General features: G+C 65.1%; 11 protein-coding genes. 10 read left to right on the forward strand and 1 reads right to left on the reverse strand.

All coding sequences use genetic code 11. The features are described from left to right. Positions 1–52: 52 nt before the first annotated feature. The gene (locus AC6LJY_RS17795; RefSeq protein ID WP_046807778.1) at positions 53–634 is read right to left on the reverse strand and encodes a DUF4202 domain-containing protein; all 582 of its coding nucleotides are present in this window, start codon (positions 632–634) and stop codon (positions 53–55) included. Positions 635–888: 254 nt separating this feature from the next. Here AC6LJY_RS17795 and AC6LJY_RS17800 point away from each other — a divergent pair, with 254 nt between their 5' ends. The 10 genes from AC6LJY_RS17800 to AC6LJY_RS17845 all read left to right on the forward strand — a co-directional run bounded on the left by AC6LJY_RS17800 (position 889) and on the right by AC6LJY_RS17845 (position 17,097). After that, positions 889–3,006: a hydantoinase/oxoprolinase family protein gene (locus tag AC6LJY_RS17800; RefSeq protein ID WP_498136454.1), complete on the forward strand. Its 2,118-nt coding sequence runs from the start codon at positions 889–891 to the stop codon at positions 3,004–3,006. Continuing rightward, positions 3,003–4,730 (forward strand): hydantoinase B/oxoprolinase family protein, encoded by a 1,728-nt coding sequence (locus AC6LJY_RS17805; protein WP_498136455.1) that lies wholly within the window; start codon positions 3,003–3,005, stop codon positions 4,728–4,730. The genes AC6LJY_RS17800 and AC6LJY_RS17805 overlap by 4 nt, the downstream gene beginning before the upstream one ends. Before the next feature lie 164 nt (positions 4,731–4,894). Next, complete coding sequence (locus AC6LJY_RS17810) at positions 4,895–6,472, forward strand: ABC transporter substrate-binding protein (RefSeq protein ID WP_046807776.1); 1,578 nt, start codon at positions 4,895–4,897, stop codon at positions 6,470–6,472. Further along, positions 6,469–7,452, forward strand: coding sequence for an ABC transporter permease (locus AC6LJY_RS17815; RefSeq protein WP_498136456.1), 984 nt, complete (start codon positions 6,469–6,471; stop codon positions 7,450–7,452). The genes AC6LJY_RS17810 and AC6LJY_RS17815 overlap by 4 nt, the downstream gene beginning before the upstream one ends. A gap of 217 nt (positions 7,453–7,669) precedes the next feature. Beyond that, the gene (locus AC6LJY_RS17820) at positions 7,670–8,515 is read left to right on the forward strand and encodes an ABC transporter permease (RefSeq protein ID WP_498136457.1); all 846 of its coding nucleotides are present in this window, start codon (positions 7,670–7,672) and stop codon (positions 8,513–8,515) included. Continuing rightward, positions 8,512–10,347: an ABC transporter ATP-binding protein gene (locus tag AC6LJY_RS17825; protein WP_498136458.1), complete on the forward strand. Its 1,836-nt coding sequence runs from the start codon at positions 8,512–8,514 to the stop codon at positions 10,345–10,347. The genes AC6LJY_RS17820 and AC6LJY_RS17825 overlap by 4 nt, the downstream gene beginning before the upstream one ends. 32 nt (positions 10,348–10,379) lie before the next feature. Further along, the gene (locus tag AC6LJY_RS17830) at positions 10,380–11,345 is read left to right on the forward strand and encodes an alpha/beta hydrolase (protein ID WP_104145436.1); all 966 of its coding nucleotides are present in this window, start codon (positions 10,380–10,382) and stop codon (positions 11,343–11,345) included. Between the two features lie 102 nt (positions 11,346–11,447). After that, positions 11,448–14,045 (forward strand): type VI secretion system Vgr family protein, encoded by a 2,598-nt coding sequence (locus AC6LJY_RS17835; RefSeq protein ID WP_498136459.1) that lies wholly within the window; start codon positions 11,448–11,450, stop codon positions 14,043–14,045. Continuing rightward, the gene (locus AC6LJY_RS17840; protein WP_498136460.1) at positions 14,042–15,853 is read left to right on the forward strand and encodes an esterase/lipase family protein; all 1,812 of its coding nucleotides are present in this window, start codon (positions 14,042–14,044) and stop codon (positions 15,851–15,853) included. The genes AC6LJY_RS17835 and AC6LJY_RS17840 overlap by 4 nt, the downstream gene beginning before the upstream one ends. Next, positions 15,850–17,097: a hypothetical protein gene (locus tag AC6LJY_RS17845; RefSeq protein WP_498136461.1), complete on the forward strand. Its 1,248-nt coding sequence runs from the start codon at positions 15,850–15,852 to the stop codon at positions 17,095–17,097. The genes AC6LJY_RS17840 and AC6LJY_RS17845 overlap by 4 nt, the downstream gene beginning before the upstream one ends. The last annotated feature ends 72 nt before the right edge of the window (positions 17,098–17,169 follow it).

Here is a 17,169-nt window from a genome sequence, read left to right on the forward strand (position 1 = left end):
GCCCGGCCCGCAACGATCCGTCGCGGGCCGGGCTTTTGCATGCGTCCTTGCTTCAGGCCGCCAGCGCCTGCTCCAGATACCGCATCCCTGTCGGGCTGTACGGCAGCGTCAGCGCCCACTGGTGACCCGCCGCGTCCATTTTCTGCAACGACTTCCTCAAGATCTCCACGATCTTCTCCCCATGCGCGGGATGGAACGCTTCGTACTGGTATTGCAAAAACACCAGGCACAAGGCATTTTCCATGGTCTGCACGTCGGCGTCCTGCTTGATGCCCTGCTTCATCACGATGGTTCTCACGCGGTCGATCACGTCGTCGGCGTAGCCCGCGTCGCGCAGTATGCCTTCCGCGATGGCGGCATGATGCCGCGCCAGCGCCTTGCGCCACGTCAGATAACCCACGCGCCCGTCGGGATAGCTCTTGCGCGTGATTTCCCAGCGCCCGATGTGCTGGCAGCGCGAGGCCAGCACCAGCGGTTCCGACGCATCCGGCGCCAGCTTCATCACCCATTCATGCAGCTTTTGCGCCAGGAATAGCTCCTGCGGACAGGTCTCGCCCTGCCAGGCGAACAGATTGGGGTCGGTGCCGTTGTACTGGTCAAACCGAAGCAGCGTCTGGTGTAGACGATCATTCATGCGGTGAGTTTCCTGCGTGCGTTGCATTGCCGAGAGAGCGCCGGAGCCGGCCAAAGACGCAACGATCATAGCGCCAAGCTGGCCGCCAGACGCATCCGGGTCGCGCAAACCGCATATCGAAACTCGAAAATCATCGTTCATGTGCGCGCGGTGACTGCTTAGGATCTGGGGTTCTTCCAACGCCGATGGCGCACCGTGCGCCCTGCTATCACCCCATGCCAGATATTTCCCTTCGGGAGCCCCAGGCCCCACCCGTGCGCGTCGCCGTCGACGTGGGCGGCACGTTTACCGACATCGTTCTGGAACGCGACGACCGCCGCTGGTCCGCCAAGCTGCTGACCACGCCCGCCACCCCGGAGACGGCCGTGCTGCAAGGCATTGAAGAACTGCTGGGCGTAGCGGGCCTGCGCTGGCCCGACGTCAGCTTGCTGATCCTGGGCACCACGCTGGCCACCAATGCGCTGATTGAACGCAAGGGCGCGCGCACCGCCCTGCTGACCACGGCCGGCTTTCGGGATCTGGTCGAGATCGGCCTGGAAGACCGCTTCGCGCAATACGACATTTTCCTGGACAAGCCCCAGCCGCTGGTGCCCCGCCCCTGGCGCCATGGCGTCACCGAACGGGTCGACGCGCGCGGGCAGGTGCTGACGCCGCTGGACGAGTCGCAGGTCATCGCGCTGGCGCATGAACTGATCGCCGCGCGTATTGAAAGCGTGGCGGTCTGCCTGCTGCACAGCTACGCCTACCCCGCCCACGAACGCCGCATCCGCGAGCTGTTGCAGGCCCACGCGCCGGGCCTGTGGGTGTCGCTGTCATCGGACATCTGCGCCGAGATCCGCGAATATCCGCGCCTGTCAACCGTCAGCGCCAACGCCTATGTGCAGCCGCAGGTATCGGGCTATCTACGTCGGCTGAACGACGCGGCCCGCGAACGCGGCTTGCGCGACGAACCGTTTCTGATGACCTCGGGCGGCGCCATCGCCACGCTGCAAACCGGGGTGGAAGAACCGGTGCGCCTGGTCGAATCCGGCCCGGCGGGTGGCGCCATCCTGGCGCAGCACATCGCCGAGCAGACCGGCTCCGCGCGCGCGCTATCGTTCGACATGGGCGGCACCACCGCGAAGATCTGCTACATCGACGACTTCGAACCCCAGGTCAGCCGCAGCTTTGAATTCGGCCGCGTGCACCGGCACCTGAAAGGCTCCGGCCTGCCTATCCGCATACCCGTCATCGAGATGGTGGAAATCGGCGCCGGTGGCGGGTCCATCGCTCGCGTCAACCACCTGGGCGTGGTGCAGGTGGGCCCCGACAGCGCGGGTTCCGCGCCCGGCCCCGCCGCCTACGGCAACGGCGGTGAACTGCCCACGGTGACCGATGCGCACGCCGTGATCGGCAACGTAACTCCCGAGCGTTTCGCGGTGGGCAAGGTCAAACTGCAACCCGAGTTGGCGCAGCGTGCCGTTCAGGCACACCTGGCCGCGCCCGCCGAGCTGGATGCGCCGCAGGCCGCGCAGGCCATCATCGATGTCGTCACCGAGAACATGGCCAACGCCGCGCGCGTCCATGCCTCGGAGCTGGGCAAGACGGCCGAAGAACACACCCTTATCGCCTTTGGCGGCGCGGCGCCGCTGCATGCGGCGGCGCTGGCGCGCAAGCTGGGCATCGCGCGCGTCATCATTCCGGAATCCGCTGGCGTGGGATCGGCGGTGGGCTTCCTGTGGGCGCCCATCGCCTATCAGGCCGTTCGCAGCTTTCACCAGCGCGTCGATGGCATCGACCACGCCGCCGTGCAGCGCCTGCTTGACGAACTGACCGCCGGCGTTGACGCCGTGGTGCGCCGGGCCGCCCCGGACACCCCCTTGACGCACAAACGGGTGGTATTCATGCGCTACAGCGGCCAGGGGCACGAAATTGCGGTCGACCTGCCGGACGGACCGTTCGACGAGGCGGCCAGCGCCCGGCTAGCCGCTGCCTTCGCCCAGCGGTACGCCGAACTGTATGGACGCAGCCTGCCGCACGTGGCGCCCGAAGCCGTGAGCTGGTCCGTGGCCGCGCAAGCCGGCCAGCGCCGCGCACGGCCGCACGACCCCATTGCTGCCGGCCAGGGCACGGCGGCGCGCGTGGCAGGCACGCGCCCGGTGTACGACGCCGCGCAGGGCCGCCGCATCGACCTCCCCGTCTACGAACGCCAATCGCTGGACCCCGAACAGACGCTGACCGGCCCCGCGCTGGTCGTGGAAGACGAGACCACCACCTTCGTGCCGCCCGGCTTCATCGCGCGCCGCAGCCGCCTGGGCTCGCTGGTGCTGGACGATACCCGTGCGGCCCAGCGTCGCCAGGCCGACGCCGCCGACAAGGACTACACATCATGAGCACCCAAGCCGACCGCTTGCACCCGGCCACCGCCGCCGCGCCCGTGGCACAAGAGCGCATCCGTTTTCAACTGGCATGGAACCGCCTGCTGTCCGTCGTGGAAGAGCAGGCGCAGGTATTGATCCGATCCGCCTTCGGCACCGCCACGCGGGAAGCCGGCGACCTGTCCGCCGGCGTGTTCCTGCCCGATGGCCGCATGATCGCGCAAGCCGTCACCGGCACGCCCGGGCACGTCAACGCCATGGCCGAATCCGTCAAACACTTTCTGCGCGTCTTTCCGCCCGAATCGCTAAAGGATGGCGACGTGCTGCTGACCAACGACCCCTGGAAAGGCACCGGCCACCTGTTCGACATGACCATGGTGACGCCGGTGTTTCACGATGGCGCGCTGGTGGCGCTGTTTGCCTCCACCTTGCACGTGATCGATATCGGCGGCATCGGCAGCAGTGCCGATGGTCTGGAGATCTATCACGAAGGCCTGTTCCTGCCCATCCTGCGCTTCTTCCATCAACACGAAGTGGACCCGGGCGTGCTGGCCATTATTCGCGCCAACGTGCGCGAGCCCGAACAGGTGGAAGGCGACCTGTACGCGCTGGTGGCCTGCAACGCGATCGGCGGGCGCCGCCTGAAATCGTTGTTGACGGAGTTTGAGCTGGGCGGGCTGGACGCCCTGGGCGGCTACATCATCGAGCAGTCCGAAAACGCCATGCGCCAGGCCATCGCCCAATGGCCGCAAGGCACCTGGCATAACACGCTTGTGATCGACGGCTACGACGCGCCGATCACCTTGCAAGCCAGCGTGAGCATCGCGCACGACAAGATCCGAATCGACTTCGCCGGCACCTCGCCCAGCGTGGCGCGCGGCATCAACGTGGTGAAGGCCTACACCGACGCCTATACCTCGTTTGGCGTGCGCTGCCTGATCGGCGCCGACGTGCCCAACAACGCGGGGTCGCTGTCGTGCGTCGAGGTTGCCGCGCCCGAGGGCTCGATCCTGAATGCGCGTTTTCCCGCCGCCGTCACGGCGCGCCACATCATTGGGCAGATGTTGCCCGACGTGGTCTTTGGCGCGCTGCGCCAGGCCCGCGCGGATCAGGTTCCCGCCGAGGGCGCGTCGTCGCTGTGGAACCTGCATCTGGTCGGCGGCGAGCCCCTGGCGGGCGCCACGCCCGAACAGCAGGAAGCGCTGCTGGCCGGCCCGCGCTTTAACGCCGTCAGCTTTTCCACCGGCGGCACGGGTGCGCGGCCCGGCAAGGACGGATTGTCCGTCACGTCCTACCCCAGCGGCGTGCGCAATGTCTCGCTGGAGATCCTGGAAAGCGCCAACCCGCTGGTCTTCGAACAAAAGGAATACCGGCCGGACTCGGGCGGCCCCGGCACGCAGCGCGGGGGGCTGGGCCAAACCATCGTGGTGCGCCACGCCGACCCACAAGCCGCCATGATCATTGCCGCCGCGTTCGACCGCGTCGTGCATCCGGCGCGCGGCGCGCTGGGCGGCCACGCCGGCGCGGGCGGCCAACTGGGCCTGGCCGGCGGCGCCACACTGCGCGCCAAGGGGCGACAGCTGGTTCCCCCCGGCGAAAGGCTGGTCGTGCAAACACCCGGCGGCGGCGGACTGGGCGACCCCGCCGGCCGCGACGCCGAGCGCATTGATCGCGATGTGCGCGACGGCCTGGTCAGCGCCGACCAGGCGCGCACGGCCTACCGGGAGCCGCAAGCGTGACACCGACGCCGCAACCGATCCGGAAACCGATCCCGATCCCGACCCCGACCCAGCACCTGACCTTGAACCAGCCCCCGAGCCCGATCTTGACCCCAACGTTGACCCCAAACTTCCCCCGGATCGCGACCCGGATCGCGACCCACATCACCCGCCGCATCGCCACCATGACTCGACGCGCCCGTCTCGGCCTGCTGCTGGCCGGCGCCTTGCTTGCCTTTGCGCCCGCCCTGCACGCCGAGCCCACCCGGGGCGGTACGCTGACCCTGCTATTGCCTTCCGAACCGACCGCGCTGGTGACGGTGGGCAACGTCGCCACGCCCATCCTCAGCGTCAGCGCCAAGGTCACCGAAGGCCTGCTCAAGTACGACTACGACTTGAATCCCCAGCCGCAACTAGCCACCGCCTGGCAGGTCAGCCCCGACGGCACGGTCTACACCTTCACGCTACGCCAAGGCGTGAAATGGCATGACGGCAAGCCGTTCACCGCCGCCGACGTCGCGTTTTCGATCGGGCTGCTCAAGAAGATCCACCCGCGCGGGCGCAACACGTTCGCCAACGTCACCGCCATCGAAACGCCGGACGACCACACCGTGGTGCTGCGCCTGGCCAAGCCAGCGCCCTACCTGATCCGCGCCTTCGTCGCCACCGAGACGCCCATCATCCCCAAGCACATCTTTGATGGCCCCGACCCGTTGACCAACCCGGCGATCTCCGCACCCATCGGCACCGGCCCGTACAAGTTCAAGGAATGGGTGCGCGGCAGCCACATCGTGTATGAACGCAACCCGGACTACTGGGACAAGCCCAAGCCCTATATCGACCGCCTGATCGTGCGCGTGGTGGCCGACCCCGCCGCCGCCGCCATCGCGTTTGAAACCGGCACCGTGGACCTGGGCTACCGCACGCCCGTGCCACTGGCCGACCTGGCGCGCCTGAAGGCCGTGCCGTCACTGCGGTTCGAAACGCGCGGCAATAGCTATTCGTACAACGTGACGCGGCTGGAATTCAACCTGGACGAGCCGCATTTCAAGAACGAGAAAGTGCGGCAGGCGGTGGCCCACGCCATCGACCGCAATGTCATCCTGAAAGTCGTGAACTATGGCGTGGGCCAGGTGGCGTATTCGCCGATTGCGCCCGGCCTGAAAGCCTATAACGACCCCACGCCGTCGCCTTACGCCTTCGACCTGAAGCGCGCCAACGCGCTGCTGGACGAAGCCGGTTACCCCAAGGGGCCGGACGGCGTGCGCTTTCGGGTGCCGCTGGACTACAACCCGATCGGCTCTGACGGCGCACGGCTGGCCGATTATCTGCGCACGACGCTGGCGCGCACCGGCATCGCCGTGACGGTGCGCTCGCAAGACGCCTCGGCCTTCATCAAGCGCGTCTATACCGATCGCGACTTCGCCTTCACCACCAATGGCGCCAGCAATCTTTTCGACCCCACGGTCGGCGTGCAGCGGCTGTACTGGTCCAGGAACTTCATCCGGGGCGTGCCTTTTTCCAACGGCACGCATTACCAGAACCCGCGGGTCGATGCCTTGCTGGAAGCCGCCGCCGTTGAAAATGACCCCGCCCGGCGCGTCCAGCTGTTCAAGGACTTTCAGCAGATCGTCGCGCGCGAGGTGCCCGACCTGAACCTGTATCAGCCCGAATTCATCACCATCGCCAACCAGCGTGTGCACGACCATTCGCTGACGGCCGACGGCGTGGAATCCAACCTGGCGGACGTCTACCTGCAATGAACCCGCGACGCGCCGCCCGCACGCTGGGCTTGTCCCTGGTCCAGGCGATCCCGACCGTCATCGGGGTCATCCTGCTAAGTTTTTTCCTGCTGCAAGCCGTGCCGGGCGATGCTGCCGACGTGATCGCGGCCGAGTCCGGGTCGGCCACCGAAGCCGGCATGGCGGCCATGCGCAGCCAGTTCGGGCTGGACCGCCCGGTGTTGCAGCAACTTGGCGCCTACCTGGGTAATCTGGCCAGCCTGAACCTGGGGATATCGCCGCGCTACAACGTGCCGGTGTCCGATCTGATCTTCAGCCGCTTGGGCAACACGGTGCTGCTGATGTTCAGCGCGTTGGGATGCGCGCTGGTCGCCGGTATCACGCTGGGCGCGGTCATGGCCACCTTTGTGGGCCGCTGGCCGGACCGCGTGCTGTCGCTGGCGGCGTTGCTGCTGTATTCCACACCGGGCTTCTGGCTGGGGCTGATGGCCATCATCCTGCTTTCCGTGCAGCTGGGTTGGCTGCCGCCGGGCGGGGTGTCGACGATCGGCTCGCCCGCCACCGGCCTGGCGCACCTGCTGGACGTGGCGCGCCACCTGGTACTGCCGACCTTGGCCTTGGCGGGCTTCTACGTGGCCATCTTCGCGCGGCTGACCCGCGCGGCCATGCTGGAGGTCAGCCGGCAGGACTTCGTGCGCACCGCGCACGCCAAGGGCGTCGCGCCCACGGCCGTGGCGTTGCGGCACGTGCTGCGCAATGCGCTGATTCCGGTCACCACCGTTGCCGGCTTGAACTTCGGCACGCTGCTGGGCGGCGCGGTGGTAGTCGAGACGGTCTTTAGCTGGCCAGGGCTGGGCCGCCTGGCCTACGAGTCGGTCATGGCGCGCGACTATGTCGTGCTGTTGGGCATCCTGGTGCTGTCTTCGCTGCTGGTGATCGTGGCCAATATTCTGGTCGATCTATTGCAGACGCTGCTGGATCCGCGCATTCGCGTCGGCTGATGACGTTCTCGCGTTCTGGCCGTCTGGCGGCTATGCATTGCTTGGCCTTGGGTCCTTGGCCGTGGGTCCTTGGCCGTGGGTCCTTGGTCCTTGGTCCTTGGTCCTTGGCCCTTGGTCCTTCGCCCACATTCCTTGTTCCCTCTTTCCTTCACTTCATTTCATGCCGCCTGATTTCTCGTCCCCGTCTTTGCCGCCGCCCGCGCCCCAGGTCGTGGCCATGAGCGCCCCACGCCGTGCGCGCACGCTGCGCCGGCTGCTGGCCAACCCTGGCGTGGTGGTCGGCGGCGTGCTGTTGCTGTTGATCCTGTGCGCCGCCATTACCGCGCCCTGGGTGTTTCCGCACGACCCGCTCGACATGGTCGGTCCGCCGATCCAGTGGCCCGGCCAGGACCCGGAGTTCTGGCTGGGCACCGACACGATGGGCCGCGACATCGCAGCCGGCTTGGCGCACGGCGCCCGCGTGTCGTTGACGGTCGGGGTGACGGCCGCGCTGCTCAGTTTGGCGATCGGCATTGCCGTAGGCGCGTCGGCCGGCTACTTCGGCGGCTGGGTGGACGTGGTGCTGATGCGCGTCACCGAACTGCTGCAAACAATTCCTTCGTTCTTGCTGGTGGTGGTGATCGTGGCCATCGGGCGCCCGTCGGTCGGCGTCATCGCGCTATCGATCGGCGCAGCCTCGTGGCCCGTGGTGGCGCGGCTGGTTCGCGCTGAATTTCGGACCCTGCGCGAAACCGAATTCGTGCTGGCCGCGCGCAGCAACGGCTTTGGCCACGCACGCATCGCCCTGCTGGAAATTTTGCCCAACGCGCTGCCGCCCGTCATCGTGACGACCTCGGTGCTGGTGGCCAACGCCATCCTCATGGAATCCGCCCTGTCGTTCATGCACATGGGCGATCCAAACGCCGTGTCCTGGGGCAGCATGATCGGCGACGCGCGCGAGATGCTGCGCACCGCGTGGTACCTGGCCGCCCTGCCCGGCCTGTCCATCGTGCTGACCGTGTTGTCGCTGAACCTGCTGGGCGACGCCTTGAACGATGCCTTTAACCCGAGGCTGTCCGCATGACGCGCACGTCCCACCCCCCCGACACCCGTGCGCTCTTAAGCGTGCAAGACCTGACCGTGTCGTTTCGCGCCGACAACGGGCGGCGCCGCGCCGTCGACGGTTTGAGCTTTGACGTAGCGGCGGGCGAAACGCTGGCGCTGGTCGGTGAATCCGGCTGCGGCAAGTCGACCACCGCACTGGCCGTGCTGCGCCTGCTTGCGCCCGGCAGCCGGGTGCAGGGCCGCATGCTGTTCAACGACGTGGATCTGGCCGCCCTGCCGGACCGGCAGCTGCGCCAGGTGCGCGGCCGAGACATCGCCATGATCTTCCAGGAGCCCATGACGTCACTGAACCCGGTGCTGACCATCGGCCGGCAAATCGCCGAAGCCATCCGTTGCCACGAGGACATCGAGCGTACCGCGTTGCGCCACCGCACGCTGGAGCTGCTGGCGCGCGTTCGCATCCCCGACCCCGAACGCCGCATCGACGACTACCCGATGCAGCTGTCGGGCGGCCAACGCCAGCGTGTAATGATCGCCATGGCTATCGCGTGCCGGCCGAAACTGCTGATTGCCGACGAGCCCACCACCGCGCTCGACGTCACCATCCAGGCGCAGATCCTGCAATTGCTGGACGAGCTGCGGCGCGACCTGGGCATGAGCGTGCTGCTGATCACGCACGATCTCGGCGTGGTGCGGCAATGGGCCGACCGTGTCCTCGTCATGCACGGCGGCAAAAAACTGGAAGAAGCGCCGGCCGTCCAACTGTTCTCCGCGCCGTCGCACCCCTATACGCAGGGGCTGCTGGGCGCATCGCTACACGCGCGCGGCGGGCTGCACTACCGTCAGGCACGTCTGCCGGAGATCGTGGTCAGTCATGGACATGGCGATGGCGATGGCGCACCGCATTTCACATTGCGCACGTCCACGGGCGCTGGCCAAGCGCACGGTGCGACCGGGCCGCACAGCGCCGCGCCGCTGCTCAGCGTGCGGGGCCTGACCACGCGCTATGCGGGACGCCGAGGCGTCGACGTGCTGGCGGTCGATGACGTGTCCTTCGATATCGCTCACGGCGAAACGTTGGGTTTGGTGGGCGAATCAGGTAGCGGCAAATCCAGCCTGTCGCGCACGCTGCTGCGCCTGACGCCCGCGCATGCCGGCCAGGCGCTGCTGCGTGGCACCGATCTGCTGGCCCTGTCCCAACGCGCGCTAAAAGCATCGCGGCGGCATATACAGATGGTGTTCCAGGACCCCTACGCCTCATTGAACCCGCGCCATACCGTGCACGACATCCTGGCCGCCGTGCTGAAGGTGCACGGCGTGCGCGACCGCGCCGAACGAGGCCGGCACGTGGCTCGGATGCTTGATAACGTCGGCTTGCCCGCCGACGCGGCCAGACGCTATCCCAACGAGTTCTCGGGCGGGCAGCGCCAACGCATCGGCATCGCCCGCGCGCTGATCACGCGCCCGTCCCTGGTAGTGCTGGACGAACCCGTGTCGGCGCTGGACGTGTCGGTGCAGGCGCAGATACTGAATCTGTTGGTCGACTTGAAGAAGGAGCTGGGCCTGTCCTACCTGTTCATCTCCCACGATCTGGCCGTGGTGCGTTATCTGTGCGACCGGGTCATGGTCATGAACCAGGGCCGCATCGTGGAACACGGAACGCCCGAGACGATCTGGCGCCAGCCGGCACACCCCTACACGCGCACGCTATTGGCCGCCGTGCCCGCCGCGCCTGCCCTGCCCGCCGCGACGGCCGCCCACGTCGCGCCGCCCGCCCCAGCTTCGGCCCCCGTTGGCCGCCAAACCGCGTCATACTCGCGGGTTCCGGGCATTGGTATCCTTCACGGGTAAGCGACACCGCCCCACCCCCGACTGGTAACTGCATGAGCTCATCCCCCATCCCCACCCTGGCGCCCGACGTGCTGGCGGCGCAAGCCCTGGCCAAGCAACACGGCGTCGGCACGCCGAACGTGCTGACAACGCCCATCGCCGAATGCCGCGAAAAAAGCCGCGCCTATCAACACTGGTTAAGCCAGCCCGCGCCGCCGGTCGGGCGCGTGGTGGAACATCGGCTGGATCATCTGCCGGTGCCGGCCACGCTGCGCCTGTACTACCCCGAAGGCGCCAGCGACAAGCCCCTGCCCTTGTACCTGCACCTGCACGGTGGCGGCTTCGCGCAAGGCGACCTGGACACGCTGGACCGCTGGAAGCGCGAAATCGCGGCCGACGCGGGCATCGTCACGGCCGGCCTGTCCTACGCCTTGTCCCCCGAAGCCCGCTACCCCGTGGCACTGGAACAGGTGCTGGGCGCCTTGCGCTGGTTGCGCGACGAAGCCCCGGCACTGGGCCTGGACGCGCAGCGCCTGGCCGTGGGCGGTGAATCGGCGGGCGGCAACCTGACGCTGGCCGCGCTGCAACGCCTGCGCGATGAGGGCGATGCGTTCATCAAGACCGGCGTGGTCATCTACGGCATGCTGTCGGCCCGCCGCGATACGCCGTCGCAGGAATCGTTTGGCGACGGACGCTTTGGGCTGTCCACGGAAAAGCTGGATTGGTTCTGGGACCAATACGTTGCCGACGCCGCCCAATTGACGGACCCCGGCGTGGCCCCGCTGCATGCCGACGTTGCCGGACTGCCGCCGTTGATCCTGCAAGCCGCCGCGCTGGACCCCCTGCTGGACGACACGCTCGACCTGGCCAACAAGCTGTTCGCCAGCGGCGCCGCGCCCATGCTGGTGGTCTATTCCGGCGTGCCCCACAGCTTTATCGGCATGACTCGCCTGCTTGCCCAGGCGCAAGAAGCGCGCGCGGACCTGGTCCACGCGCTCAAACGCAACTTGGCCGCCTAGCAGAGCGTTAGCTTAAGTTTCGTAGTCGTCTCATGGACAGCGCCTTTCGTGGCTGGGCAAGATGCTGGATTCGATCTTGCCTGACAGAAAAGGAGCACCGCCGTGCCACGGCTGTCCGACCCGCGCCCAACCCTCACATCCACGTCCACATCCACATTCAGATTCACGTTCACGACCGCCAGCGGCGCGGCGTTCGACGTTATTGAATTCACGCTGGACGAGGCCCTGTCCGAGCCCTATCGGCTATGCGTGGACTTGTCCAGTTTTGATCCTGCCGTCGATTTCGGCGCCTTGCTGGATCAGCCCGCGCTGTTCACGATATGGCGCGGTGCGCTGCCGGTGCGCTATGTGCACGGCATCATCACTGAATTGGTCCAGGGCGACACGGGCTTTCGGCGCACGCGCTATCGCGTGGTGCTCGAACCGTCACTGGCGCGCGCCGCGCTGTGTTCCGATTGGCGCATCTACCAGCATCTGTCCGCGCCCGAGATCCTGGCCGACGTCATCAAACGGCAGGGGATTACCGATTACGAACAGGTGACGACGCAGGAACACCTGCCGCGCGAATACTGTGTGCAGGCCGGCGACACCGACTTGGCGTTTCTGGACAGGCTGGCGGCAGAAGAAGGCTATTTCTATCGCTATGCGCATTCGGAGCATGGGCACCGTTTGATTCACGGTGACCGGGTTTATATCCACGGCGAGATCGCGGGCGGGCCGGTGGTTTACAACCCGATGCCGGGCGGCGATCAGGCTGAACCCGCGTTGCATCGGTTTTCTTATGCCGAGCGCGTGCGCACCGCCGTGCAGACGCAGCGCGACTACACGTACACGCATCCGCGCTACAGCCAGGAACATTCGCCGGTTGCATCGGATCTTTCTGATCAGGACGCCCGCTACGAACGCTACGACTATCCCGGCCGGTACAAACGCGACGAGGCGGGTCAGCCGTTTACCCAGACGCGCTTGCTGGGCCGCCGCCGCGATGCGCGCGTGGCACTTGTCGAAGGGGATGACGCGCGCCTGGTTCCTGGCGTGGCGTTCGATCTCGTGGGCCATCCTCGTGAAGACTGGAACCATGGTTGGCGACCCGTGCGGATGCAACATCGGGGCGTGCAGCCGTCGAGCCAGGAAGAAGACGGGTTCGGAGCCGAATACGGTCAGCAAGGCGGGCTGGATCATGGCCCGATGCACCGCTCGGAATATCGCCCGGAGCACGGCACACAATACCGCTACACCGCTGAACTGGTGCCCGACAAGGTCGATTGGAAGCCCGAGCCTTTACCCAAGCCGCGCATCGACGGCCACCAGATGGCGACGGTGGTCGGACCGCCCAATGAAGAAATCTATTGCGACGAGTGGGGCCGCGTCAAAGTCCAATTCCCGTGGGATCGCGTAGGCGAGCACAACGAACATAGCTCGTGCTGGATTCGCGTATCGCAGAACTGGGCCGGTGCGCAGTGGGGCCACATGGCGATACCTCGCATCGGACAAGAGGTCATCGTGCAATTCGCAAACGGCGACCCGGACCAGCCGCTGATAATCGGCAGAACTTTCCGAGCGACCAATCTGCCGCCCTATGAATTGCCACGGCACAACGTCCTGAACACCATCAAGAGCAAGGAATTCCGGGGCAATCGCGCCAACGAATTGCGCTTGGATGACACGTCCGCGCAGATCAGCGCGGCGTTGATGAGCGAACACGGCGACACGCAGCTGCATCTGGGGTATCTGACGCATCCTCGTCCGAGCGGTGGGCAAGCCCGCGGTGAAGGGTTCGAACTGCGCACGGATGAACACGGTGCCTTGCGCGCGGCCAAGGGATTGTTGCTAACGGCCAACGCCCAACTGCGGGCCAAGGGCGGGCAGCTGGACCGGTCCGATATCGTCGCGGCATTGCAAGCCGCGCTGGATCTAGCCCGAAACCTGGGCGACTACGCAGCGCAACACGAAGGCGTCGCCCACGACGCCCAGCCGCAGCAATCCCTATCGAACGCTGTGCGCGACCTGGGCCACGGCGCTAACGACCAGCCGGACGGCCCGGGCCAAGGCGACGCCGGGGCCATCGGCCTAAGCGCCCCAGCCGGCATCGCCGCCGCCACGCCGGCAAGCATCGTATTGTCGGCCGGTGGCAATGTGGACAGCGTCGCGCAGCAGCATCAGCAGGTCAGCGCGGGCGACAAGATCGTGCTGAACGCGGGCGGCGACCTGGGCTTGTTCTCGCAAGGCGGCGCCATGCGCCTCATCGCCCACCAAGGCCCGATGCTGCTACAGGCGCAGCACAACGCCATCCGCATCCAGGCCGATCAAAGCGCGGAAATCACTTCCAGCCAACAACACGTGCTGCTGGCCGCCGACAAGCACATCACGTTGCTGTGTGGCGGCGCGGCCATCAAGATCGCCGACGGGAATATCGAGTTCTCCATGCCCGGCAAGCTGACGGTAAAGGCCGCGGGGCACAACTTCGCCGGGCCAAGCAGCGCCTCGATGACGTTCAACACCTGGGACGCAACCCCCTTTAACGACCGCTTTCAAGCCACGCTGCAAGACGGTTCCCGCGCTTGCAACCTTGCCTACACCCTGATCCGCAACGACGGCTCGCGCATCACCGGCCGCACGGACAGCGAAGGCTACCTGACGCTGCAACGCGACATGCGCCGCGACGGCGTGCGTATCGAATGGACAAAGGCCGAAGAATGACCGAGACCAGACCCACCACCGACCCGCCAGAGGAACGCGTGGCGCCGTTTCATTACAACGCCAGGGGGCAGCAGTGCTTCACCTGGACTTTGACCGACTGCGACATTACCGACCCCGTGCAACTGCGTATCGGCCCGGATCTGATCCTGCCGGTGATTTTTATTCCGGGGGTGATGGGCAGTAATTTGAAGTCGGTGCCGAGTCGGGACAGCGACAAAACCAGATCTGTATGGCGGCTGGATTATGGTTTTGCCGGCATTCCCACTCCGTTGCTGGGCCAATGGGCCAGCCAGAAGGCGGGGATACGGCAGAGCCTTCTGCATCCCGACCGAGTGCAAGTGGATGACGCGGGCGGTGTACCCAACGTGCCACGCGGGATGGTGCAGGATGACCAACAGCTGCTACCCGCTCAGCGCAAGGCCGCCCTGATGAGGCGATATCGCGAGCGGGGCTGGGGCGAAGTCGGACAGACCAGCTACGAACGCTTTCTGATGTGGTTGGAACATGTGCTGAATTCCCCCACGGTTCCCCGCCACCTGAACTATGCGCTTGAACTCGAGGACAGGCACTGGGAAGACCCGACAGCCGCATATCGACGGCTTAAAGCTGGCATGGATGTGTTTATGCCGCGATTGAACGGGGCGGATCGCAACGGCGACGAAGACGACGGCACCAAGCCCTTGACGACGGACGATTTGCTGGCCGGAGTTCGATTCAATATGCCGGTGCACGCGTTTGGGTATAACTGGTTGGAGACAAACGCGGAGTCAGCCCAGAAACTAAAGCTCAGGATAGAAACGATCCGCGAGCAGTATGGAAAGCGCTGCCAACAAGTGGTTCTTGTGACCCATTCGATGGGCGGTCTGATAGCCCGCATGTGCGCGAAACTGCCTGGAATGGAGTCCGCCATTTGCGGCATCGTCCACGGCGTCATGCCGACAAACGGAGCCCCGGTGGCGTACCGCCGATGCAAGGTCGGTATGCGGGACGAGAGCTTCGGTACCTCGCTGGTTATTGGCAGCAACGGTCAGGAAGTAACAGCGGTTTTTGCCCAGTCGCCCGGAGCGTTGCAGTTACTGCCGACCACGCGATACGCACCGGGATGGTTGAAACTGCTGCGCGAGAACCAATCTCGCACCCTGTCCGCGATGCCCGCGCTCGATCAATGCCCGTATGACGCGATTTATCTTGAGAGGTATCGGTGGTGGGGCTTGGTAAAGGAAGAATGGCTGGCGCCCGAAGGTGGGACGGCGATTGAGTGGAAGGACTACCAGCATGCTATTGGAAACGCCCGTGATTTCCATAGCGCATTAAACACATATTTCCACCCCAAGACCTACGTTTTCTACGGTTCGGATACCAAGTTCGCAAGCTTCGAATCCATCCGATGGAGGATACGTCCGGGTTTGCGGCCAGCGGGTTCCACGATCCCGCCGGTACCCATCGAGTCTCTTTTCCAAGCGCGGAATTCGGACGTGCACCAAGGTGGCAGGACGCCCCTCTATGTACGCGGCCACAGGGACATGAGTCATCCCTCCGTGAAGTACACCGACGGTAGCTCGGCGTCGGATAAATCGCCGTACAGCGATTGGGAGCTGCACTGCGAAATGCAGGACGGCGTGGGAGACGGCACAGTACCTACAAGCTCTGGTCGCGCACCCATCGACCAAGCCGAACGCGGCCAGGTTCAAGAACAACTCAAAATGCGCGGGTTCGACCATGAAGGGCCATTTCGGAACGAGCAAGTTCAATTAATCACGCTTCAATGGATTCTAAAAATAGCCGCACACGCGAGAAAGCCGTCATGAAAAGGACCATTACCATCGCCGCGATTGCGATCGCCAGCCTTATAGGTGGCAGCCTCTTGCTGTTTCAGGACAAGGACTCGACAGTGACCACATTCTCTTCCAGCAAACGCACTTGGATGTTCGGGCGCCATCTCATCGACTTGCCCTCGGACTGGCTTTACGGCACCGGCAGCTTTGTCAAGCTGTACTACGGGTTGGGTACGGATTTCAATACCGTCGAAGTTCGTGTGCTGGGTATTGACGTTTCGCCCGGTCGCTACATCGAAGCGATAAACGACAGATCTTTGCAGATTCAGCAAGTCGCACATGACTCAGGCAGTTCAATGCTGCTCGCCAAACTCGACATAGACCCGACAGCAACTTTGCTGCGCTTTTTTCGAAACCGACAGCAGAAAAACTACCACACCCATGAACTGCATCTCTTGGTCGGCGACGTCTACGTCCTGATCAAAGCCCACTCCTACCAAAACGTCATGGCCCCCGTAGAGGCCCGCATCCAGGCGCTAGCCAAAACAATCACCAAAATCTCCGACCCACAAACCGCCGGCCCCGGCTTCGGGCTGGGGCCCGTCATCATCCGCGACCACCACGATCAGGAAATCGGGATGTTGAATTTTTACGCGCCCGGGACAAACCTCGAACTGGACGCCGCGACAAGCGCGATCCAGGAGCAAGAAAGAATCAACATGAAGGAACAGGAAAAGCAAACGCTTGCTGGCATCCGCTACAACTCCTTGCGTTCCGGCGCGCCGACCTTTGCCGGCATGGAGTCCGAGCAAAGCGGCTTCAGCTACCGGAACGGGGATCACCATGCCTTTCTGTTCGTCGTGCAAAGCTATCGCGACAATCCCGGGTTTGCCTGGCCGTCCATCAACATGCGATTCCAGGGTGGCGGTGCCATCGCGAAGGTCCAAAGCCCTGACTATCAACCCGACCTCGTCCGTTGGTCCCTGCCCCGCTTCGTACCGGACAAGCACGAGATTCCCCTTTGGAAGCGGCCGCCTTCCCCGCCCCGCGTGGATGCCACCTTAAGCGACAAAGAAGCCGGCAAGTTGTGGGACGCGATCGTGGCGTCGGTGCGGCTGCGCTACCTGGCCGTCGCGCCCAAGCCGCCTTCCGCTTTTGACCAGGGCAATCCGGAAAAAGCCGCTGCCGATCAAAAGGCGCTGGATGAATTTCTTAGCACTGACGAAGACGGCCGGCCCTGGACACCGCCTACCGATGACGACGTGCCCGCTCGGTGATCCTCTCGCGTGGTCAGCGTCTTGAAGCGACTGGGTAAAGCGACGCGGGCAAAGATGAAGGGCCATTTCGGA

The sequence above is a fragment of the Achromobacter sp. RT286_PF genome, assembly GCF_059760425.1.